At 67.9% G+C, this 21,423-nt stretch carries 16 protein-coding genes; 7 read left to right on the top strand and 9 right to left on the bottom strand.

Going from position 1 to position 21,423, the window contains the following annotated elements; all coding sequences use genetic code 11:
* On the top strand, positions 1-234 hold a 234-nt coding region (locus ACXJLU_RS27170), incomplete at its 5' end, for a hypothetical protein (RefSeq protein ID WP_457336375.1).
* A 347-nt stretch (positions 235-581) separates the two neighbouring features.
* On the opposite strand, the gene ppk2 is transcribed toward ACXJLU_RS27170, so the two are convergent.
* On the bottom strand, positions 582-1,478 hold the full coding sequence (gene ppk2 / locus ACXJLU_RS27165; RefSeq protein WP_457336373.1) for a polyphosphate kinase 2: 897 nt from the start codon (positions 1,476-1,478) through the stop codon (positions 582-584).
* Between the two features lie 115 nt (positions 1,479-1,593).
* Between ppk2 and ACXJLU_RS27160 the strand changes: the two genes are divergently transcribed.
* The 3 genes from ACXJLU_RS27160 (at position 1,594) to ACXJLU_RS27150 (ending at position 5,834) form a co-directional block, all read left to right on the top strand.
* The gene (locus tag ACXJLU_RS27160) at positions 1,594-3,201 is read left to right on the top strand and encodes an inorganic phosphate transporter (protein WP_457336371.1); all 1,608 of its coding nucleotides are present in this window, start codon (positions 1,594-1,596) and stop codon (positions 3,199-3,201) included.
* A gap of 183 nt (positions 3,202-3,384) precedes the next feature.
* Positions 3,385-4,038, top strand: a complete 654-nt coding sequence (locus tag ACXJLU_RS27155) for a response regulator (RefSeq protein ID WP_457336369.1) — start codon at positions 3,385-3,387, stop codon at positions 4,036-4,038.
* Complete coding sequence (locus tag ACXJLU_RS27150; RefSeq protein ID WP_143171809.1) at positions 4,035-5,834, top strand: hybrid sensor histidine kinase/response regulator; 1,800 nt, start codon at positions 4,035-4,037, stop codon at positions 5,832-5,834. The genes ACXJLU_RS27155 and ACXJLU_RS27150 overlap by 4 nt, the downstream gene beginning before the upstream one ends.
* Positions 5,835-5,968: 134 nt before the next feature.
* On the opposite strand, the gene ACXJLU_RS27145 is transcribed toward ACXJLU_RS27150, so the two are convergent.
* The 6 genes from ACXJLU_RS27145 to ACXJLU_RS27120 form a co-directional block, all read right to left on the bottom strand.
* On the bottom strand, positions 5,969-6,592 hold the full coding sequence (locus ACXJLU_RS27145) for a hypothetical protein (protein WP_457336367.1): 624 nt from the start codon (positions 6,590-6,592) through the stop codon (positions 5,969-5,971).
* A complete protein-coding gene (locus ACXJLU_RS27140) occupies positions 6,589-7,056 on the bottom strand; it encodes a hypothetical protein (protein WP_457336365.1) in 468 nt (155 codons plus the stop codon). Before ACXJLU_RS27140 ends, ACXJLU_RS27145 begins: the two co-directional genes overlap by 4 nt.
* 7 nt (positions 7,057-7,063) lie before the next feature.
* Positions 7,064-7,285: a hypothetical protein gene (locus tag ACXJLU_RS27135; RefSeq protein ID WP_457336363.1), complete on the bottom strand. Its 222-nt coding sequence runs from the start codon at positions 7,283-7,285 to the stop codon at positions 7,064-7,066.
* Positions 7,286-7,290: 5 nt separating this feature from the next.
* Positions 7,291-9,498: an RHS repeat domain-containing protein gene (locus ACXJLU_RS27130; RefSeq protein WP_457336361.1), complete on the bottom strand. Its 2,208-nt coding sequence runs from the start codon at positions 9,496-9,498 to the stop codon at positions 7,291-7,293.
* Positions 9,495-10,397 carry a hypothetical protein gene (locus tag ACXJLU_RS27125; RefSeq protein WP_457336360.1) on the bottom strand — a complete coding sequence of 301 codons (903 nt, stop codon included), beginning with the start codon at positions 10,395-10,397 and terminating at the stop codon, positions 9,495-9,497. The genes ACXJLU_RS27130 and ACXJLU_RS27125 overlap by 4 nt, the downstream gene beginning before the upstream one ends.
* Before the next feature lie 172 nt (positions 10,398-10,569).
* Positions 10,570-10,941, bottom strand: coding sequence for a hypothetical protein (locus ACXJLU_RS27120; protein WP_457336358.1), 372 nt, complete (start codon positions 10,939-10,941; stop codon positions 10,570-10,572).
* Positions 10,942-11,345: 404 nt separating this feature from the next.
* On the opposite strand from ACXJLU_RS27120, the gene ACXJLU_RS27115 reads away from it, so the two are divergent.
* From ACXJLU_RS27115 to ACXJLU_RS27105, 3 genes are read left to right on the top strand one after another with little or no spacing between them, the layout of a single operon-like run.
* On the top strand, positions 11,346-13,442 hold the full coding sequence (locus tag ACXJLU_RS27115) for a CHAT domain-containing protein (RefSeq protein WP_457336356.1): 2,097 nt from the start codon (positions 11,346-11,348) through the stop codon (positions 13,440-13,442).
* Between the two features lie 8 nt (positions 13,443-13,450).
* Positions 13,451-15,088, top strand: coding sequence for a ShlB/FhaC/HecB family hemolysin secretion/activation protein (locus ACXJLU_RS27110; RefSeq protein WP_457336354.1), 1,638 nt, complete (start codon positions 13,451-13,453; stop codon positions 15,086-15,088).
* An 11-nt stretch (positions 15,089-15,099) separates the two neighbouring features.
* Positions 15,100-19,023 (top strand): beta strand repeat-containing protein, encoded by a 3,924-nt coding sequence (locus tag ACXJLU_RS27105; RefSeq protein ID WP_457336353.1) that lies wholly within the window; start codon positions 15,100-15,102, stop codon positions 19,021-19,023.
* A 667-nt stretch (positions 19,024-19,690) separates the two neighbouring features.
* On the opposite strand, the gene ACXJLU_RS27100 is transcribed toward ACXJLU_RS27105, so the two are convergent.
* Both ACXJLU_RS27100 and ACXJLU_RS27095 read right to left on the bottom strand, forming a co-directional pair.
* Positions 19,691-20,434, bottom strand: coding sequence for a tetratricopeptide repeat protein (locus ACXJLU_RS27100; protein WP_457336351.1), 744 nt, complete (start codon positions 20,432-20,434; stop codon positions 19,691-19,693).
* A 44-nt stretch (positions 20,435-20,478) separates the two neighbouring features.
* Positions 20,479-21,423: polysaccharide deacetylase family protein (locus tag ACXJLU_RS27095; RefSeq protein ID WP_457336349.1), on the bottom strand; the 945-nt coding region annotated here is incomplete at its 5' end.

Genomic DNA, 21,423 nt, shown 5'->3' with positions numbered 1-21,423 from the left:
CCGGGGGCCGACTCCACGAAGAAGATCGGCTTTGGGGATGCATCGGCAAACTCCCTCCACTCACTTCGTTCGTTGTGGTCAAACAGTGCCGATGAGTATGTTCACGAAGTGCGCTGGCGCGCACCATCCCCAAAGCCGATCTTCTTCGTCGCCCCAGAAATCGCCCCCAGCCCATCCCCTCACCCCCCGCGCGAAACACCAGCGGCTCTTGTTGGGGGGAAAAGACTGAAGTGACCGACGAGCATGCGAGCGCCCGCACGCTCGTCGATCACTTCAGTCTTTTCCCCCAAACACAGGCGAGTGGTGCCCGCAAAGGCGCGGGTGGGGAGGCTGGGGAGCGCCAATCAGGGCGGGGCGCCGGAGCTGGCTGGTTTCATGGCCCGCGTGCGCAGCACGCTTCGTGAACTGACTGTCGCCGACTGTTTGACCACAACGAACGAAGTGAGTGACGGGAGTTTCGGCGACGGGCCATGAAACCAGTCAGCGGAGGGCAGTCATTGCCCCGCCAGGGGCAATGACCGCACCGACCGGCGAGCCCCAGCCTCCCCACCCGCGCCTTTGCCGCCCAAGAACAGTACAGCTCAATACACCTCAGGCACGATCATCTGCTCCGGCACCGGCTGCCGGAAGTAATCGTCGTGCCGCACCCGCTGCGGAAGCTCGATCGGCGCATGCTCGACCTCGCCATACGGCAGCTGCCCCAGCAGATGCGCGATGCAATTCAGCCGCGCCTTCTTCTTGTCGACCGCCTGCACCACCCACCACGGCGCCTCGGGAATGTGCGTGCGCTCCAGCATGATCTCCTTGGCCTTGGTGTAGTCCTCCCAGCGGCGGCGCGACTCCAGGTCCATCGGGCTCAGCTTCCACTGCTTCAGCGGGTCATGGATGCGGCCGAGAAACCGCAGGTGCTGCTCCTCGTCGGTGATCGAGAACCAGTACTTCAGCAGCACGATGCCCGAACGCACCAGCATCTTCTCGAACTCGGGCACGGTGCGGAAGAACTCCTCGTACTCGTCGTCGCTGCAGAAGCCCATCACCCGCTCGACGCCGGCGCGGTTGTACCAGCTGCGGTCGAACAGCACGATCTCGCCGGCCGCCGGCAGGTGCGTCGCATAGCGCTGGAAATACCACTGCGTGCGCTCGCGGTCGTTCGGCGCCGGCAGCGCCGCGACGCGGCACACCCGCGGGTTCAGCCGCTGCGTGATGCGCTTGATCACGCCGCCCTTGCCGGCCGCATCGCGCCCCTCGAACAGGATCACCACCTTCTGGCGCGTACCGACCACCCAGTCCTGCAGCTTCACCAGCTCGCCCTGCAGCCGGAACAGCTCGCGGAAGTAGCTGCGCCGCGCTTCGCGGTCCGACGGCGTGCCGTCAGGGTCGCGGTCCTCGATCTCCAGCTCGAGCTCCTCGTCGTAGCTGTCCATCAGGTCGCGGTGGATGCGCTGCATCCACTCGTCTTGCTCGGGGTTCACGCTCATGGTGTGTACGGCAGGTTGAAGAGAACACGGGTGCCCGACGGTGCAACACCCGCATGACGGGGCCATGACAGAAATCTGTCACGCGGCTGTCACGATGCAGTCGGACGATCCGGCCATGAACACCACCACCGCCGGATCGCTGCCGCCGTCGCCGTCACGCCCCTCGCTGGACCGCAAGCCCGGTCCGCTGACGGCGATCCTGTTCATCGGCCTGCTCGCCGCCGGCCTGCTGTTCACCGGCTACAGCCTGGTCGGCGACATCAGCGAGGCCGGCGCGATCGTCACCACCTGGCTGCCCTTCCTGCTGCTGGGCGTGGCGCTGCTGATCGCGCTCGGCTTCGAGTTCGTCAACGGCTTCCACGACACCGCGAACGCGGTCGCGACCGTCATCTACACGCACTCGATGCCGCCGAACATCGCAGTGGTCTGGTCGGGCTTCTTCAACTTCCTCGGCGTGCTGGTGTCCAGCGGCGCCGTCGCCTTCGGCATCATCTCGCTGCTGCCGGTCGAGCTGATCCTGCAGGTCGGCTCGGGCGCCGGCTTCGCGATGGTGTTCGCGCTGCTGATCGCCGCGATCGTCTGGAACCTCGGCACCTGGTGGCTCGGGCTGCCGGCCTCGTCGTCGCACACGCTGATCGGCTCGATCATCGGCGTGGGCATCGCCAACGCGCTGATGCACGGCCGCGACGGCACCAGCGGCGTCGACTGGGCCCAGGCCACCAAGGTCGGCTACTCGCTGCTGCTGTCGCCGCTGGTGGGCTTCGGCTGCGCGGCGCTGCTGCTGCTCGCGCTGCGCGCCTTCGTGAAGAACCGCGCGCTCTACGAAGAACCGAAAGGCAACAAGCCACCGCCGTGGTGGATCCGCAGCCTGCTGGTGCTGACCTGCACCGGCGTGTCGTTCGCGCACGGCTCGAACGACGGCCAGAAGGGCATGGGGCTGATCATGCTGATCCTGGTCGGCACGGTGCCGATGGCCTATGCGCTGAACCGCGCGATGCCGGTCGACCAGGTCACCCAGTTCGTCGCGATGGCGCAGGCCACGCAAAGCTCGCTGGTGCGCGGCAATGCAGTCGTCGCGCCGGCCGATCCGCGCAAGGTGCTGTCCGACTACGTGCGCACCAAGGCGCTGACGCCTGAGGTCGTGCCGGCCCTCGCCGAGATGGCCGGCAGCATCGGCCGCCAGGTCAAGCAGCACGGCTCGCTGGCCCGTGTGCCGGCCGAGGTGGTCGCGAATGTGCGTAACGACATGTATATCGCATCGGAGGCGATCCGCTTCCTCGACAAGGCCGACGGCACCGGCTTCGACGCCGATGCGCGCGCCAACCTGAAGGCCTTCAAGAAGCAGATCGACGACGCGACCAAGTTCATCCCGCTGTGGGTCAAGGTGGCGGTCGCGATCGCGCTCGGCCTGGGCACGATGGTCGGCTGGAAGCGCATCGTGGTCACCGTCGGCGAGAAGATCGGCAAGACCCATCTCACCTATGCGCAAGGGGCGTCGGCCGAGCTGGTGGCGATGCTCACGATCGGCGCAGCCGACGTGTACGGCCTGCCGGTGTCGACCACGCACGTTCTGTCGTCGGGCGTGGCCGGCACGATGGCGGCCAACCGCTCGGGCCTGCAGATGTCGACCATCCGCAACCTGCTGATGGCCTGGGTGCTGACGCTGCCGGCGGCGATCCTGCTGTCGGGCTCGCTGTACTGGCTGTTCACGCACCTCTTCTGACACGCGTTCTGGCGCGCCTTCCGGCGCGCACACCCCCCTTCGGGCGACCCGACGAAGGGCGGATTCGCCCAAACGGGTGGTTTGCCTCGCGCACGCTCAGCGCATACGATGCGCGCTTGCTTGAGCGTCGATGAGGCATCCCCTGCGATGAATTCTGTTCTGCACCCTGGCGCTGAATCCACCGTGCCTGCCGTGTCCACCCACCCGAAGATCCTGATCGTCGACGATCACGCGCTGCTGCGCGTGGGCATCGTCACCAGCCTGTCGGCCATCGAAGGCACGCCGCTCGAGCTGCTCGAGGCGAGCACGCTGCACGATGCGATCGAGACCTACCGCGCCCACCCCGACACCACGCTGGTGCTGCTCGACCTGAACATGCCCGACTGCAAGGGGCTGCAAGGCCTGAAGCAGTTCCTCGAGGTCTATCCGCAGGCGCGCGTCGCGGTCATCAGCGGCACGCAGGATGAGTTCGTGATCGGCCAGGTGCGCGCGCTCGGTGCGGTCGGCTACGTCACCAAGGGCCAGGCGCCGGGTTCGATGTGCGACATCGTGCTCTCGCTGCTGTCGGCCACGCCCGGCCCGGCCAACGGCCATGCCGCCCACCACGCCAACAGCGCCCGCTTTCCGCGTTTCCCGACCTCGTCCAGCTACGACCGCGTCGCCGAACTGGGCCCGCGCCACCTCGAGATCCTCGAACTGGTGCTGTCCGGCTGCTCCAACCAGGAGATCAGCACTGCCACCGGCCTGTCGCTCGGCACCATCAAGAACTACGTGTCGACGATCCTGCTCGCGCTCGACGTCAAGTCGCGCTCGCACCTGATCAGCCTGTTCCGTTGAACGCGCGGCCGCCCGTGGTGTTCCGCATCGCGCCGTCGGCGACGCACGACGCGCACGACGAAGGCCAGGAACGCCGCCGCGAGCGCACCGGCGCCTCGCAGCTGGAGCGCCTGTTCCGCCATGCCTACCGATCGATCGCGGTGTCGTTCGGGGTCGCGCTGCTGGGCTGGGGCGTCTTCGCGCTGCTGACCGACGACGCCCGCGTGCTGTGGTGGTCGGCCGCGATGCACAGCGTGCAGGGGCTGCAGCTGCTGCTGGCCTGGCGCTTCCGCCGCCAGGGCCGCGCGGCCCTGGCCGAGCCGCAGCAGTGGCTGCGGCGCTACCTGGCCGTGCTGGCGCTGTCGGCGGCGGTGTGGGGCGCGTCGGCCTGGTGGCTGCTGCCGAGCACCAACTGGACGGCCACCTCGTGGCTGATCGGCGTGCTGCTGGCGGTGGCGGCCGCCGGCGCGCACCTCGCGACGCCGTACCGGCCGGCCATCTACTGCTGGCTGCCGCCGGTGCTGGTGCCGCTGATCGCCGTGCTGCTGCGCGAGGGCCTGCCGCTGTCGCTGACGCTCGGTTCGCTGGTGGCGGTGACGGGCCTCGCGATCGGCGTGTTCGCGCTGTCGCGCCACCGGCTGCTGATGCGCGAGCTGCAGACCAAGCTCGACAACGACGCGCTGGTGCGCGCACTGCGCCAGCAGGTGTTCCTGGTGGAGCGGGCCAATCGCGAGAAGAGCCGCTTCCTGGCGTCGGCCAGCCACGACCTGCGGCAGCCGATGCATGCGCTCGGCCTGTTCGCCGCGACGCTGCAGAAGCAGCTCGGCAGCTCGCCGCTGCAGCCGATGGTGACGAACATGATCCGCTCGATCGACGCGCTGGAGCAGAGCTTCACGTCGATGCTCGACATCTCGAAGCTCGACGCCGGCGTGATCGAGCCGAACCTGCAGTCGTTCCCGATCCGCGACCTGTTCCGGGTGCTGCACATGCACTGCAGCGGGCAGGCCGAGGAGCTGGGGTTGTCGCTGCGCTTCAAGCCGGGCGGCAAGATCGTCACCAGCGACCCGCATTTGCTGGAGCGCGTGCTGAGCAACCTGATCCACAACGCGATCCGCTACACCAACGAGGGCGGGCTGGTGGTGGTGGCGCGCAACCGGCGGCACCACGTGAGCATCGAGGTGTGGGACACCGGCATCGGCATGGCCGAAGACGAGCTGCCGAAGGTCTTCGACGAGTTCTACCAGGTGGGCAACCCGGGGCGCGACCGCACGCGCGGGCTGGGCATGGGCCTGGCGATCGTCAAGCGGCTGGTGGTGCTGATGGGGCACCGGCTGGAGGTGGCCTCGACGCCGGGGCGCGGCACGGTGTTCCGCATCCTGATCAAGCAGACCGAGCTGGTCGAGATGGACAACATGGTGATCGCCGCCGACACGGTGCCGGCCGAGGTCGATGCGAACCGCACGGTGCTGCTGATCGACGACGAGGAGATCATCCGCGACGGCATGCGCGAGCTGCTGCAGACCTGGGGCTACCACGTGCTGACGGCCGGCACCATCCTCGAGGCCTGCACCGAGGTGCGACGCCATGCCGGCGTGATCGACGTGGTGGTGTCCGACCTGCGGCTCGCGAACGATGAAGACGGCATCGCGGCAATCGAACGCGTGCGCGAGTTCTACGGCGCCCCACTGCCGGCGCTGCTGATCACCGGCGACACCTCGCCGGAGCAGGTGAAGCGGGTGCACGACAGCGGGCACCAGGTGCTGTTCAAGCCGGTGCGGACGCGTGAGTTGTATGCGGTGTTGAGGGCGGTGCCTTAGGTCGCGGCACCACCCTCACCGCCGGGCTCAGATGTTCTGGCACCGGGGCCCGGGCTTCGGGCACACCTGCAGCAGGTCGTAGTGCTTGACGGCGGGCCGCCGGCATGCGAGGCCGAAACGTCGCGACATTTGCGTCAACCTTCCAGATCCGGAAATTGCCGGTAGAGGGGTTCATTGACGTGCATCTCGATGGCCCCGATGGCCAGTCCGATGCCTTTCTTGACTTGCTCGAATTCCTCGCCGTGCACCTTGCCCTTGACGACGTGCAGCACAGAGGTCAGGGCCTCGACAGCGGCAAGTGCTCTCTCCTTGACCTCGACGGCTTGCTCTCGATTCATCCCTTCTGTCCTTCCACTTGGCACCGGCTCTCTCGACGCGTCACAAGATCGCCTTGCGTTCTTCCTCGCCTGAATGGCCCGGGACTCCTCCAGCAGGATCGATCCATTGGGATCAAAGGAAGAATCATCCAGCGCCTTCAACTTGCCGCCGCCCATTGACTCCAGGTTCACCAGGAAAGACTGCAGAAACTCAAGCCCGGCGAGCAATGCCTCCATCTCATCGGCACCGGTGATCTCGGTCGTCAGATCGGGGTCGTCGCAGGTCAGGACCAGGCACCCCGCTTCGCCTCTTGCCCCTTCGGCTTTCGCTTCGGCATACGGTGCGCTGATGGCCACATGGATCGGCATTTCATAGCCACCCGGTCCGACGAATATCAAGTCGCGGGACGCCAGGGAAACAAATCGAGCGGCCGATGTCATGGCTGGTCGAAGTACGCCTCACCACCGGGCCACTGCACTGCCATCGTTTCGGGCAAAGCCTTCAACTCGAACTCCGCAAACTTCATCGCACACTCCATCGCGCTCAAGGCGTCGGAACCATGGATGTCGAGAGCGTTGTGCATCAATCCGCGAATCAGCACCGAGCACGCAGCCTCTTCATCTGATCCCGTCGAATGTGGAAAGCCAATTTCGATGCGGATGCTCTTTGGACGCGCCGACGACGCGGCGTCAACCAACCACAGGTCTCGTTTGATGATCGTCGCGAACGTCTTGTCGGCCACGGCCTGGATGCAGTCGACACAAACCGGCTTCCTCTGCGCGGGGTAAACGCACTCCGGCAAGAAATGACGATCAAGCAGCCGCTCGCAGAGCGCGCAATGACCTGCTTCTTCGGGAGACAGCTCTGATCCTGTCTTTGCACAGCGAAAGGGAACGATGGTCATGGTGGTCTCATTCGTCGTCGTGGTCGTCAGGCTTGGCCTCCGGATTCCTCGCGTACAGCGGATTGAGGACATCCAGAACGAGCATTCCCATGACTCTGCCGATCGCGGTCCTGTAGGCAATGAATTCCGCCTCAGGACATCGGTCCATCACCAAGCGGACCGAGTTGTCCAAACGACCAAGGATGTCGTTCAGCTCACCACTTAGTTGCTTCGCCACGGACGTTTCCATATGCGTCATCCTTCCCCAGGAGTAGGGGGTTTGCAGCCATTGTTTCTCATACAGGTGTTCAGACACCTACGAAATGAAGCTCCGTAGTCGCGCGTAGGAAGAGTCGTTTCCGAACAGTGAGCAATGCACTGATCACGAACCTTCATGCATCTGGAAGTCTCGCTGGTCATGCACCACTCAATCGCATCGCCCAATGGCTCAGCGATATGTGGATACAGCAGGGTTCCACCGGAATAGCCCGCAATGCCTGCACCAGCCAGCGCGCACGCAACCGGCCCACCAGTACACATGCTCGTGATGGACGGTATCGCCACCGGCAAGAGCATTGGCAGTGCGTCGTCACTCAGCCCTCGGGTATCGACGCTCGACAGCGGATTGCCGTTCACGTACGTGTACGTCGACAGACTCCCACCCGCCAGCCCGATCGGATCGCTCTGCGTATAGTCCCCGCTCTCCTTCCGGTAGTAGCGGTTCCAGTTGTAGAACTGCCCCGACTCCACATCCGCATACTGCCCAGGGAAGCGCAGGTTGAACGTGAACTCCCCGAGCCCGGCCGGATTGGTCAGCGGTGCCGTGGTGCCGAACGGCTCGGCCATCCAGCTCCAGCGCGACCGGCCTTCGCGGTCGACCACCATCCGCGGCGTGTTCAGGTGATCGGTGTGGATGAAGTACACCAGCGGTGCGCCGGCCGCGTCCGACGGATCCGGCATGAACACCGCGACCGGCACGTCGTCCAGCCAGACGTATTCGCGGATCGCGCGACCTTGCCCGTCGTACTCGCCGAGCAACTGCCCCTGCAGGTCGTACACGAAGATCACCGTGCTCTGCGGCCCCGCGCTCGTGAACTTGCGGATGCGCCGCCGCTCGGTGTCGTAGCTGTAGCGCGCCGTCACCCCGCCTCGCGCGAGCACCGCCAGCTGGCCCGGCAGGTTGTAGCTCGCGGTGTAGCCCGCGCTGTCGCTGGTCGTGTTCCCTGCGTTGTCATACACGAAGCCGCGCGCCGGATTGGTCATCGCCGTCAGCCGGTTGCTGGTCGCCTCGGTCACATAGGTGCTGGGCACTCCGTTCAGGCTCAGCTCGGTGCGGTTGCCGTTCGGATCGTGGGCGATCGCCCAGCTGGTCGTCGCGGTGACCACGCTCGTGAGCCGGCTGTTCGCGTCGTGGCCGAAGCTCTGGTCGAGTGCCGGTCGGGGCGTGCCATCCAGCGCCAGGTGCGTGAACGAGACGATCCGGTCCGCCTCGTCGTAGCGGATGTCGCGGAAGACATCGCCGATCCGCAGCCGCACGATGCGCCCGTCGAGGTCCGTCACGCGCTCGTGCGCCTGCGCACCGCCCGCCATCGCCCACTGCCAGCCTTCGACCGGGCCGAACGGCTGGTACTTCACCTGATCGATCAGCAGCACCGGCATGCTTGCGGCATCGTTCGCGAGCGCCATCGACATCACCTGCGCGCCCTGCCACCGGATCACGAGCCGGCGACCCGACGGGTAGCTGATGCCGGTCAGCCGCCCAAGCGTGTACTCGTAGCCGGCCACGGTCGTGACCGCAGCGATGTTGGCTCCGGCTATCGGCGCCACGCGCTGCGTGCTCGCGACCACCTCGCCCCATTCGTTGTACGCATACTGCGTCGCCCCGTCGGGGAACGCTGTCGACGTCAATCGACCGATGCCATGGCCGAAGCCGGCACCGGTCTGGCTGTAGATCCACGTCAACGCCTGATCGGACTGCCCGGGAAGGCTGTAGCGCACGCCGGTCAACCGCCCGGAGAGTTCGTAGGTGAAGCGCTGGACCACGTTGCGGCTGTCGATACGGGTCGTCACGCGGCCTGCCGCATCAACGCTGAGGTCGGTGATGCCGGTGTCGGGGCTGATCACCCGGCTGCCGTCGCCGACGGCCTTCACCGGATAGCGCGTGACCAGCCGGCGCGGGTCGGTCACCTGCGTGAGCCGGTCACTGCCGTCGTGCGCCAGCTGGGTTTGCCCGCCCTCGGGATCGGAATGCTCCTTCACGCGGTTCAGCGAGTCATGGGCGAACCGCGTCTCCAGGTTCAACGTGCCGGCGCCGCGGATCACCTTGGTGACGAAACCTTCGGCGTCGTATTCATAGCGTGTCACCGATCTCGGAGAAACAGGCGGCGGCGGAAGCGTCTGCGCCTCGGCCACGAAGCACAACACGGCGGACGCAGCCGCCAGATGCCGAAGGCGGCGGCTCATGGCGCCACCTCCCGACCTTCGCCCTGCTCCACCCGCCCGAGCGCATCGACGATGTTCCTCAGCGTTCGCCGCAACCCACCTCCCGGGTCCTGCACGTTCTCGCCGACCTTGTTGCTCGCCTTGTCCAGCAGGTAGTCGATGCGGTGGCCCTGGTCGTCGTAGACAGCGACCTTCCGGTGTGCGTCGTCGTAGTCCCAGCCGACCCAGCTGCCATCGGGGAGCGTCAGCCGCTTGAGCTGGCCCGCGGCGTCGTAGGTGTAGCGGGTGGTGCGGCCGCCGACGTTGCGCGACAGCAGTCGCCCGCGCAGGTCATGCGCCTGCAGCGTGACGATGCCGTTGGGATCGATGCTTTCGAGCAACCGGCCCAGCCTGTCGTAGCGCGTGTACCGCGTCACCCGGCCATCGCTCGTCGTCTCGCTGGCCAGGTCGGTCGGCCGGTGGTCGGCGGTCTCGTCGGCGTGGTAGCCCCAGACCGTCGTTCCGGTCTCCGGCGACGCAGCCGTGAGCTTCTGTCCGATCGCGTTGTAGGTCCAGCGCTGCACGCGATCCACCGAGCCCGGAACTCGCACGGCGTCGAAGCCCCACTGCCCGTTGTCGTCCGTCGTGCGCTGCTCGACCTGCTTGCACAACACGGCGATGGGCTTGCCGTCGAGCAACACGCCGGTCGAGGGCGCGCAACGGGCGATGGTGCTTCCTTCGAACGGATCGGGTTGGCCGTTGTAAATCCACGTCGTGATCCGGCGCGGCTCGGCCTCCTGAACCTTGAGCGACCAATCCGGATGCCATCGCGTGCTGGTCTTGCGGGCACCCGGTGGAAGGTCGGCACCTTGCGTGCACAGCGGCGTCGCGAGCGACGCGATGACCGGCACCCACGCCAGCCGCCTGATGATGTCCAGCATGAATCCCCCTGGTCTGTGTTGCGCTTGACGCGACGCAGTCTTCCGAGGGGATGTGCAGGAAATGTGGAGATCACCCTGACAGTGGCATGTTCGCGTTGCGAGCGCGCGGGATCACGCATCCAGTCCAGATCGGACGATTCCGCACGCCAGCGAGCAGCCTCGGCAATGCCGGCTACTGCGATGACTTCCGCGCGCCGCCTGACTTCTGCTCAAACCTTGCACGCTTTTTCTGGACCTGTTCCTCACTGACCTTTTCACGCTTCGAGCCGCGGCGGGCTTTCCCCTCCGCCTTCTTTTCCTTCGCGGCCTTCTTCTCGTCCTTCTTCGCTTTCTTCTTCGCTACCTTCTGCGCCTCCACGTTTCGCTGCCGCTTCGCCTTGAGCTCTAGCGCCTCCTGCTTTTCGGCGAACTTGTAGGCCCTACCTACGCCCCCTCCACGGCCAGCTCTCCCCCCGTGGAGGGGAACCCGAGCAGGAGTCGGAGTTGCCGGCAAGGCGGGCGAAACGAGACGCTCGCAACCCTGGGGCCCGAGGAGTTTCTTCACGTCATCCTCCGCCTTGCTTCTAGCATCCTTGTGCTCGTCCAGCGTGGACTTGGGCGAGATCTGATTCAGCTTTTGCTTGAGCGGCCCCGGTGCATAGTGCTGGGGCCGGGTCCGGGTACTGCTTGACGGTGGCATGACAACTCCTGATTGCACAAGCCCTCTCAGTAACGACCGGCCGCGAAAAGTTCGTCCACGCGCATCAGTCATTTGGCAGCCTGCCACGCCGTCCGTCCGCCCCCCTAGAACCCACGCCGACTCACCTTGGTCACTTTGTGCCCGCCCACCCGTCTCCTAGCATCGCCCCGCGATTGCGCCCACGCGCGGCCCGCGGCATGCGCGGTGCCGGCATGCATCGAAAGGCATACCTTGTGTTGACTTCTTCAGTACGTGCTGGCTGCGTGGCGATGGCCTGCTCCCTGCTCCTGGCCACCGGCGCCCAGGCCCAGTCGGCCGCCACCGCCGACGGCCTCGCCCCAGCCAACACCCAGGCACGCGACGCCCTCGCCCGCCAGCGTGACGCCGAAAGCCTCTTCTCGGTCAGCGCCGAAGGCAAGGCGCTCTACGAACGCGATGTCGTCAAGCTCGACGGCTACGGCTACTGCGGCCGCTCGATCGCACTCGCCGAGCAAGGCGAGTTCCGCCAGAGCATCCGCGCCGCCAGCAAGGCGCTGCACCTCGGCCAGGCTGACGACAACGACGACCTGAAGTCGCTCGCCCAGCGCGACCTCGCGATCGCCTACAACTACGCCGGCCTGCTCGACGAGGCCGAACGCTTCGCCAACGGCTCGCTCGCGCTGACGCCGAAAAATCCGCAGCAGGCCCACGCGCCGTCGCTGAAGGTGCTCGGCGACATCGCGGTGCGCCGCGCCCGCTACGGCGACGCCGCCGGCTACTACGGCCGCAGCATCGCGCTCGCGAGCGACCGCTTCCGCCCGCTGGTGCAGGTCTCGCTCGCCAACGCCTTCACCGCCGCCGGCCGCGCGCCCGAGGCGCTGAAGCAACTCGACCAGGTCCCCGTGCGCGAGGCCGACAAGCTCGGTCCGTTCTACAAGCGCAGCCGCGCCAACGCGCTGCTCGGCAGCGCGCAGCCGAACGAGGCACTTGCTCTTTTCAAGCAAGTTCTCGCCGACCCGGGCGCCGGCGACGCCGCCTACCACCGGCTGTGGGCCTCCGAAGGCATCGCGCGCGTCGAGGCCGCCCGCGGCGACAAGGCCGCCGCGCTGAACGCCTACCTCGACACCGTGCAGCAGGCCGAGCGCCTGCGCAGCAAGTTCACCAGCGACGAGTTCAAGACCGGCCTGTTCGGCGACATCCAGCAGGTCTTCAACGCCGCGCTGAACCTGAGCCTGGATGCGCGCAACTACGAGGCCGCGTGGACGCTCTCCGAGGCCTCGCGCTCGCGCCAGCTGCTCGATTCGATCCGCGACCGCGCGAGCGACACGCTGGCCCAGGAGCGCGTGTCGCTGGCCGAGCTGCAGCGCTCGCTTGGCGCCGGCGACGCGGTGCTGCAGTTCCATGTGCTCGACGACCGCAGCATCGCCTGGCTGGTCACGCGCAGCGGGCTGTCGGCCGCGGTGATCCCGCAAGGCCAGGCCTCGCTCGCGAAGCAGGTCGAAGGCTTCCGCAGCAGCGTCATCGAACGCCGCCGCGACACCACCTCGCTGGCGCAGCAGCTCTACAAGTCGCTGCTGTCGGGCGTCGACCTCGGCGACACCCGCCGCCTGTTCGTCGTGCCGCACGGCCCGCTGCACTACCTGCCGTTCCAAGCGCTGCACGACGGCCGCGGTTTCCTGATCGAGCGCAGCGCGCTGGCCGTCTGGCCGTCGGCCGCCGTCGGCTCGAAGCTGCTGGCGCGCGGCAATGCGCAGGCTTCGTCGCTGCTCGGCTTCGGCAACCCGGCCACCGACCGCGACGTGCCGCCGCTGCCCGGCGCCGAGCGCGAGGTGCAGAAGGTGGCCCGGCAGTTCGGCCGCAGCGAGGTCTTCGTGCAGCAAGAGGCCACCAAGCAACGCTTCAAGGAAGGCGCCGCGTCGGCGAGCGTCGTGCACATCGCGGCCCATGCCGAGCTCGACGAGGTCGATCCGCTGTTCTCGCGCGTGCTGCTGGCGTCCACGCCGAACGAGCCCGGGTTGCTGGAGGCACGCGACATCTACAACCTGAAGCTCGACGGCGTGCGCCTGATGACGCTGTCGGCCTGCGAGAGCGGACTCGGCAAGGTGTCGCGCGGCGACGAGATCGTCGGCTTCACGCATTCGATCCTGTCGGCCGGCGCGAACAGCATCGTCGCGTCGCTGTGGCCGGTAGCCGATGAGTCGACCGACCTGCTGATGACCCGCCTGTACCGCGAACTGGCCGGCGGCCGCGACCTGATGGGCGCGATGCAGCAGGCCGAGTTGGAGGTGCAGAAGAACCGCCGCTTCGCGCACCCGTTCTTCTGGGCGCCCTTCAACGTGATCGGCAACGGCCGCCTTCAGGTGTTCAACGCGGTGGCCGCGCGATGAGAACGAGCATGACCCCCCTCACCCTTCGCACGCTGCCGATGGCCCTGGCTCTGGCATTCCCGCTGGTGTCGCACGGCCAAACCGAAGCCCCTGCGCTACGCAATGCGCCGCAGCCCGCCGAGGCCGCCTCGGCGCCGCGCGCCGCCACCGCGAAGCCGGTCGTGAAGTTCACGATCAGCTCGGTGCGCTTCACGCCCACCAAGGTGGTGCCCGAACCCGAGCTGCAGCAGGTCGTCAAGCCGTGGCTGAACCGCGAGATCGCCGCCACCGACCTGGCGGTGGTCGCGGTCGCGCTGCGCCGCTTCTACGAGGAGCGCGGCTACGGCCTGGTTGGCGTCGGCTTCCCATCGCAGGACCTTGCCCAGGGCGTGCTGCAGATCGCGATCGTCGAGCCGCGCATCGTCCGCGTGACGGTCGAGAGCCCCGACAAGCCGCCGATCGCGCCGCAGAAGATCAGCGCCGTGCTGGCGCGCAACGGCATCGCGAAGGACGAACCGCTCGACGTGCTGGCCCTCGACCGCGCGATGTACACGCTGAACGACTGGCCCGGCGTCGCCGCCAAGTCGACGCTGCTGCCCACCGGCGACGAAGGCCAGTACGCGATCGCGGTGCAGACCGAGGCGCGGCGCGGCTGGGATGCGAGCGTCGATGCCGACAACTACGGCTCCGAGACGACCGGCCGCTACCGCGCCGGCGCGCTGCTGCGCTGGAACAACCCGACCGGCTCGGGCGACAACCTCGACCTGCGCGCCTCGGTCTCCAGCGGCAAGGGCACGCTGGTCGGCCGGCTCGGCTACGAGATCCCGCTCGGCTCAAGCGCCTGGCGGCTCGGTGCCGGCATCTCGCGCGTCGAATATGAACTCGGCCAGGACTTCGCCGGGGCCGGCGCGGTCGGCTCGGCCAACGTCGCCGACGTGTCGCTGTCGTACCCCTTCATCCGCACGCGCGACCGCAACCTGGTCGGCCGTTTCGCGGTGACGAGCAAGAAGCTGGTCGACGAGTTCGGCTCCACCACCGAGAAGAAGGTGCGCGGCGGCGAGTTCGGCCTGTCGTTCGAGAACCGCGACGCCTTCGCCGGCGGCGGCTTCACCGGCGGCAACCTCGCGCTGCAGTTCGGCAAGCTCGACATCGAGAGCGAGTTCTATCGCAACTACGACAGCGGCCTCGGCGACCGCGCGACGCAGGGCAGCTTCCGCAAGCTCGGCGTGCAGGTCAACCGGCTGCAGGCCGTGGTGCCGCGCGTGTCGCTGTTCATCGGCCTGGTCGGCCAGTTCGCGAGCAAGAACCTCGACAACGCCGAGAAGATGACGCTCGGCGGCGCCCGCGGCGTGCGCGCTTACCCGTCGGCCGAAGGCTCGTCGGACGAGGCCGCGGTGCTGAACACCGAGCTGCGGCTGTGGGTCGACCCGCAGTGGACCGGCTTCCTGTTCTACGACACCGGCCACGGCAAGCGCTTCAAGCGACCCGCCGACGACGGCGTGTCGAACACGCTGAACCTGCACGGCTCGGGCCTGGGCGTGCAGTACACCAACGCCGAGCTCTTCACGCTGAAGGCCGCCGTCGCGCGGCGCGGCGACGAGCCCGTCACCTCCGAAGCCGACGACAAGCGCACCCGCTTCCTGGTCGAGCTGCAGCACGCATTCTGAGGACCATCGCCATGGCAACCCGCAATCGCTCTCTTGCATCGTCCTCCCGCCAATTCCAGCCGCGCCTGCTGCCGATCGCGCTGGCCGCGGCCATGGCGCTCGGCGGCCAGGCCCTGGCCGCGCCGCCCGTCACGCAGCTGCCGGTCGTCAAGCCCGGCGGCGCGCAGATCAACGCCACCGTCGGCACCGCCACCGGTGGCGCGAACCCGACGCTCGCCGTCACGCAGAACGCCAGCGCCACCAACCGCGCGCTGGTCGAGTGGGAGAGCTTCAGCGTCGGCAGCAGCGCCAAGGTCAACTTCACGCAGCCGAACGCGCAGAGCATTTTGATCAACCGCGTGACCGGCAATGCGAACGGCATCGCGGCCAGCGAGATCTACGGCGGCATCAGCGCGAACGGCCGCGTGTTCCTCGTCAACCCGACCGGCATCGCGTTCGGGCCGAGCGCGCAGGTGAACGTCGGCTCGCTGGTGGCGACCACGCTCGACCTGTCGGCCGACATGACGGCCAACAACTACGCCGGCTTCATCAACGGCGGCAACATCAACTTCGAGAGCACGGTGGCGCCGGGCGGCACGCGCAGCGTGCAAGTGTTCGAGTCCGACAACCCGCTGGTGCCGCAGATCCAGGCCGGCGAAGGCGGTTCGATCCTGCTGATCGGGCGCGACGGCGTCGAGCAGTCGGGCACGATCAGCGCACCGCGTGGCTCGATCACGCTGACCTCGAGCGCGACCGCGACGCTGACGCCGGTCACGACCAGCGGCTTCATCGAGATCGCATCGGACACGCCGGCCCTGCGCAGCACCGGCGTGCTGATCGGCAGCGGCTCGCAGACGCTGGCCAGCGGTGGCGCGATCCGCATCGGCGCGGCCGCTGAAGAAGGCGGCACGCGCAGCGAGACGATCACGGTCCAGGGCCTCGTCAGCACCGACAGCACGACCGGCGCCGGCGGCACGATCGACATCGATGCCGGCAGCGATGCCGCGTCGAAACTGGTCCTGACCGGCGCGACGCTCGGCGCGAGCAGCACGGTTGGAAAGGGCGGGCGCATCACGCTCGGCGGGCGCGACATCGCGCTGAACGACACCGGCCCGGTCTCGGTGGCCGCCGACGGCGCGACCGGCGGCGGCAGCATCGCGGTCGGCGGCACCGGCACCGGCTCGCTGGTGGTCGCCGGCAACGCCGTCGTCAGCGCCGATGCCACCGGCAGCGGCGACGGCGGATCGATCGCGATGCAGGCGATGCTGAACCGCATGGTGTCGTCCTCGCCGATCGGCCTGCCGCGCACCGAATTCGGCGTGCTCGAGATGTACGGCACGCTGCATGCTCGCGGCGGCATCGACGGCGGCAGCGGCGGCAGCATCGAGACCTCGGGCCTCGCGATGACGACCAGCCTGACCGACAGCACCACCGGCCTGATCGGTGCCGGCACGGTCGATGCGCGCGCCCGCGCCGCGAGCGGCAAGGCCGGCACCTGGACGCTGGACCCGTTCGACGTGACGATCTCGACCACCGGGCCCACCACGACCGACGGCGCGTTCAACCCGACCGGACCGGGCGCCAACATCCGTGCAGCCGACATCTCGGCCGCGCTGGACGGCGGCACCAGCGTGACGATCTCGACCGGCCAGGCCGGCTCCGGCAGCGCAACGGGCAACATCACGGTGGAGGCCGGTACCGCGATCGTGCGCAGTGCCGGCACCGGTGCCACCAGCCTGACGCTGCAGGCGCATGACAGCATCGCGATCGGCATCGGCAGCTCGATCACGGTGAAGGGCGCCGGCCCGATGGACATCAACCTGCTGAGCGATCTCGACGGCAACGGCAGCGGCAACATCAGCATCGGCGGCGCGACGCTGGCGACCGGCGGCGGCAGCCTGCTGCTGAGCGGCGGCGCGACACCGGCCACCGGCTTCGCGCGCGGCAACGGGCAGATCGCCGGCGTCGATCTGAACACCAGCAGCATCGACACGCGCGGCAGCACGGGGGCTGGCAACGTGACGATCCGCGGCGCCGGCGGCCCGGGCACCTTCGAATCCGGCGTCGTGATCTTGGGCACCGACATCACCGCGAACAACATCAGCGTGTTGGGCACCGCAGGTGCCGGCTTGGGCGTGCAGATCAGCGAGAGCACGCTGACCAGCGCGGCCGGCACGGTCGACCTGCGCGGCATCGCGACCCGGATCGCGAATGCCGGCGGCCAGGCGATCGGGCTGGACATCGGCTCGCTGAGCATCTCGGCCGGCACCGGCTCGGTGCTGCTGGCCGGGCGTGCCGACGATGCCGGCTTCGCGCTGACCGGAAGCAACCCGGCGATCGGACTGCGCTACAGCTCGTTGTCGTTCGCCGGCGACGAAAACTCGACCGCCACGATCACGCTGGCCGGCCAGGCGGCGAATGCGACCGGCGGCACCGGCGTGCAGTACCACGTCGGCGAGAGCAACGTCATACCGGCCTCGACCGGTGCCAACGTGGTGATCGGCGGCGAGAGCGGCGGCGGCACCGCGCTCGACCTCGGCACGTTGTTCAACCCGTTCGTCCTCACGACCGGGTCGGTGAACTTCCGGCCGCTGGGGGTCGATGCGAACGGCGGCCTGACCGAGCAGAGCGATATCGCGATCCGGATCGGCGCCGGCAACAGCGGCGGCGTGCCGGGCAACGAGTTCCGTGTCGACGCGAGCTGGCTGCAACCGGCCGGCGAAAACAATGGCGGCATGACGGCGGGCAAGGGCATCGTCGTCGGCTCGGCCGGCCACGTCGGGCAGATCACGCTGGATGACGGCGTGCTGACGAACCACGACAGCGTTTCGCTGACGCTGCAGAACCAGGGCAACGGCTCGGCCGGCATCGTGCTGGGCGGGCAGAACTCGGTCGGCACGCTCGGGCTGATGAGCAGCGGTACGGTCACGCAGACCGGCGCGATCACCGTGCAGACGCTGGTGATCCAGGGCAGCGGCGGCAACACGGTGACGCTGTCGAACGCGCAGAACCAGATCGGCACGCTGGCCTTCGATCCGCCGGGTGCGCTGACGGTGGTGACCGCCGGCAACCTGGTGGTCGATGCGGCGAGCGCGGCCTCGTTCGACGCGGCCGGTGCCGGCTTCTCGACACTCGCGATCACCGACAGCCAGGGCGGTGCAACGGCGCTGCTGCAGGCAGCCGGCACCATCACGCTGAACCGGTCGATCTCGATGGACAACGAGATTGGCCGGCTCGACATCGTGTCGCCGACACAGGTGATCTTCGGCACCGGCGCGACGCTGTCGGCCGGCACACGTTGGAGCGTGTGGGCGCCGGCGGTGACGGGCCTGGCGGCCGATTCGGGTGCGATCCGCTACTACGGCTGCGCGTTCGGCGACACCGGGACCTGCTCGGTGTCGGGCATCGCGTTGCCGCAGACCGGGCAGCAGGTGCTGCTGCCGACGCAACCGACGATCAACGTCGCGGCGACGCCGGCGAACGGGCCGGCCGGCGCGATCCCGCCGCTGACGTACACGGTGACCGGCCTGGTCAACGGCGACACCACCGCGACCGCGCTGACCGGTGCGCTCGCGACCGCGGCAACGCCCACCAGCCCGGAAGGCAGCTATGCGATCACGCAGGGCACGCTGACCTCACCGACCGGCTACGTGATCACGTTCCAGGGCGCGAACCTGGTGCTCGGCGCGGTGCCGATGCCGATCGGCAACCTCGACATCCTGGGCGTGACGCGTGAGGCGCTGCAGTCGCGCTTCCAGTCGCAGTTCGAGTCGGGCGTGTATGGCCGCAACCTGGCGCAGCCCTACATCTGCACGGCGGCGTCGCTGATCCGCGGCTTGTCGTCGGACGACAAGCAGGCGGATCCGCTGGCGGCAGAGTGGGGGAAGGTGCGGAACCAGCCGCAACTGTCTGGCTGCTTGGACGTCAGTGACGGAGGGTCTTGCTCGGCGTTCTGATTGGCTTCTGCTTCTGCGCGCCGCGCGGGGGGTGAGGGAATGGGCTGGGGGCTCATGCCGGGGTGGTCGACGCCCCAGGGGGCGCCGACTCCACTGCGAAGATCGGCTTTGGGGATGCATCGGCAAACTCCCTCCACTCACTTCGTTCGTTGTGGTCAAACAGTGCCGATGAGTATGTTCACGAAGTGCGCTGGCGCGCACCATCCCCAAAGCCGATCTTCTTCGTCGCCCCAGAAATCGCCCCCAGCCCATTCCCTCACCCCCCGCGCTCACCACCACCCGCTCTTGTTGGGGGGAAAAGATTGAAGTGACCGACGAGCATGCGAGCGCTCGCGCGCTTCGTCGGTCACTTCAATCTTTCCCCCCAAAACACAGCACGGCGGTGCCCGCAAAGGCGCGGGTGGGGAGGCTGTGGAGCGCCAATAAGGAAGGGGCGCCGGAGCTGGCTGGTTTCATGGCCCGCGTGCGCAGCACGCTTCGTGAACTGACTGTCGCCGACTGTTTGACCACAACGAACGAAGTGAGTGGCGGGAGTTTCGGCGACGGGCCATGAAACCAGTCAGCGGAGGGAAGTCATTGCCCCGCCAGGGGCGATGACCGCACCTGACGGCGCGCCACAGCCTCCCCACCCGCGCCTTTGCCGCGCAGACAGTAGCGAAGAGAAACCTCAGCCCGCAGGCAGTTTCTTCAGCAAGGCGGACGCCGCAGCATTCTTCGGCTCAAGCTTCAAGCAGCGTTGAAGCGCATCACGGGCCGCCTTCGGATCACTCGCCTGCAATGCTTGCGCCTTCTTCAGCAGCGTGTCCGCCAACGCGCGACGCACCGCCGCATCACGCGGCGACGCATCCAGCCGCTTCTGCAGCATGCCGATCGCCTCGTCGTACTCGCCCTGGCCTGCCAGCATCGCCGCATGCTCCAGCTCGATCGACTGCTCGCTCGGCGCGATCCGCGCGCCCGGCTTGCGCGTCAGCGTCAGCCGCGAAGGCTGGCCCAGGTAGTCGCGCTTGTTGCGCGCGCGCTCGATGCCGCGCAGCCCGTCGGCCGCCTCGGCCTGCTCCGGTTGCAAGGCCAGCACGCCCAGGTACGACTGCTCCGCTGCATCGAGCTCGCCCTTCTTCAACTCGGCCCGCGCCCTCTGCAGCCGTTCGGTCGCCAGCAGGTCAGCGCGGTGCCGCGCCTCGGCCAGGCGTTCGCGGTACTGCGCAGGCCGCAGCGTCGCGAGCACTTCCCAGGCTTGCACCGCTTCGCCCCATTTGCCCTGGCGCTCCGCAGACACCGCCTGTTCGCGCTGGCGGGCCTCGAAATCGGACACCGGGTCGTTGCGCGAGCCGGCGCCCGCATCGGTCGGGGCAGGCGCGTTGCCGCCCGGCACGCCGGCACAGGCGGCCAGCAGCGCCGTGACCGCTGCCAAGCTGGTGAATCGAACAACAGCGAATCGAACCGCGAGTGAGTGCGTCATGACGAAGGCGTGAAGCTGCGCAGGGTCTGCAACTTGGACTTGAAGGCCTCCAGGTCGTGGCTGCCGTAGATCATTGTCCGGCGCAGCATCAGCGGCTGCGCCCAAGCCGGGTTGCCTCCCGGCGTCACGGTGCCGGCCAGCCGGTAGCGGTTGCGCGCCAACGCGTCCAGCACCACCTCGTTGACGTCGCCGAACGGGTAGGCATAGGTCAGCACCTCGTTCGACAGCCGCTTCTCGATCACGTCGCGTGGCACCTTCGCTTCGGCCTCCATGCGCTTCGCATAGGCGGCATCGTTTTCACCAGCGGCCCGCTCGATCAGGTTGGAGTGGGTCTTCGAGTGCGACTGGATGTCGACCAGGCCCGAGGCCGTCATCTCCTGCATCTGCGGCCAGGTGAGTGCATCGCCGGCGCCGACGAAATCGGTGTACAGGAACACCGTCGCCGGGAAGCCGTGCTTCTTCAGCAGCGGGTAGGCGTAGCGGTAGTACGACGCATAGCCGTCGTCGAAGGTCAGCACCACCGAGCGCTGCGGCAGCGGCTGCCGGCCCTCGAGGAAGCCGATCAGGTCCTTCAGGCGGATCACCTTGAAGTTGTTGGCCGCCAGCCAGTCGAGCTGCTGCTCGAAGCCCGAGGTCGACACCGTCATCTTGCCGCTGCCCTGGCCCACGCGGTGGTAGCACAGGATCGGGATCGTCTGGTACTGGCCGCTGCGCACGCCCATCGGGTTCAGCGGCTTCAGCGGCACGATCACCGGCTGGCCGCTGCGCGCCTGCGGCGTGCCGGGGTTCGCATCGGCGATCTCCCAGTCGCGCGCCGCGCTGCCGAGGAAGCGCTGCGCGATCGATGCGTAGTTGTCGTCGCCCTGCGGCACATAGACCAGCAGCCGGTCGCTGCGGCCCAGCACGCCGTCGCGGGCGGTGAGGCTCGGCACAGCCAGGGC

The organism is Rhizobacter sp. P5_C2 (assembly GCF_054049715.1).
This window is presented reverse-complemented; position numbering and strand designations above follow the sequence as displayed.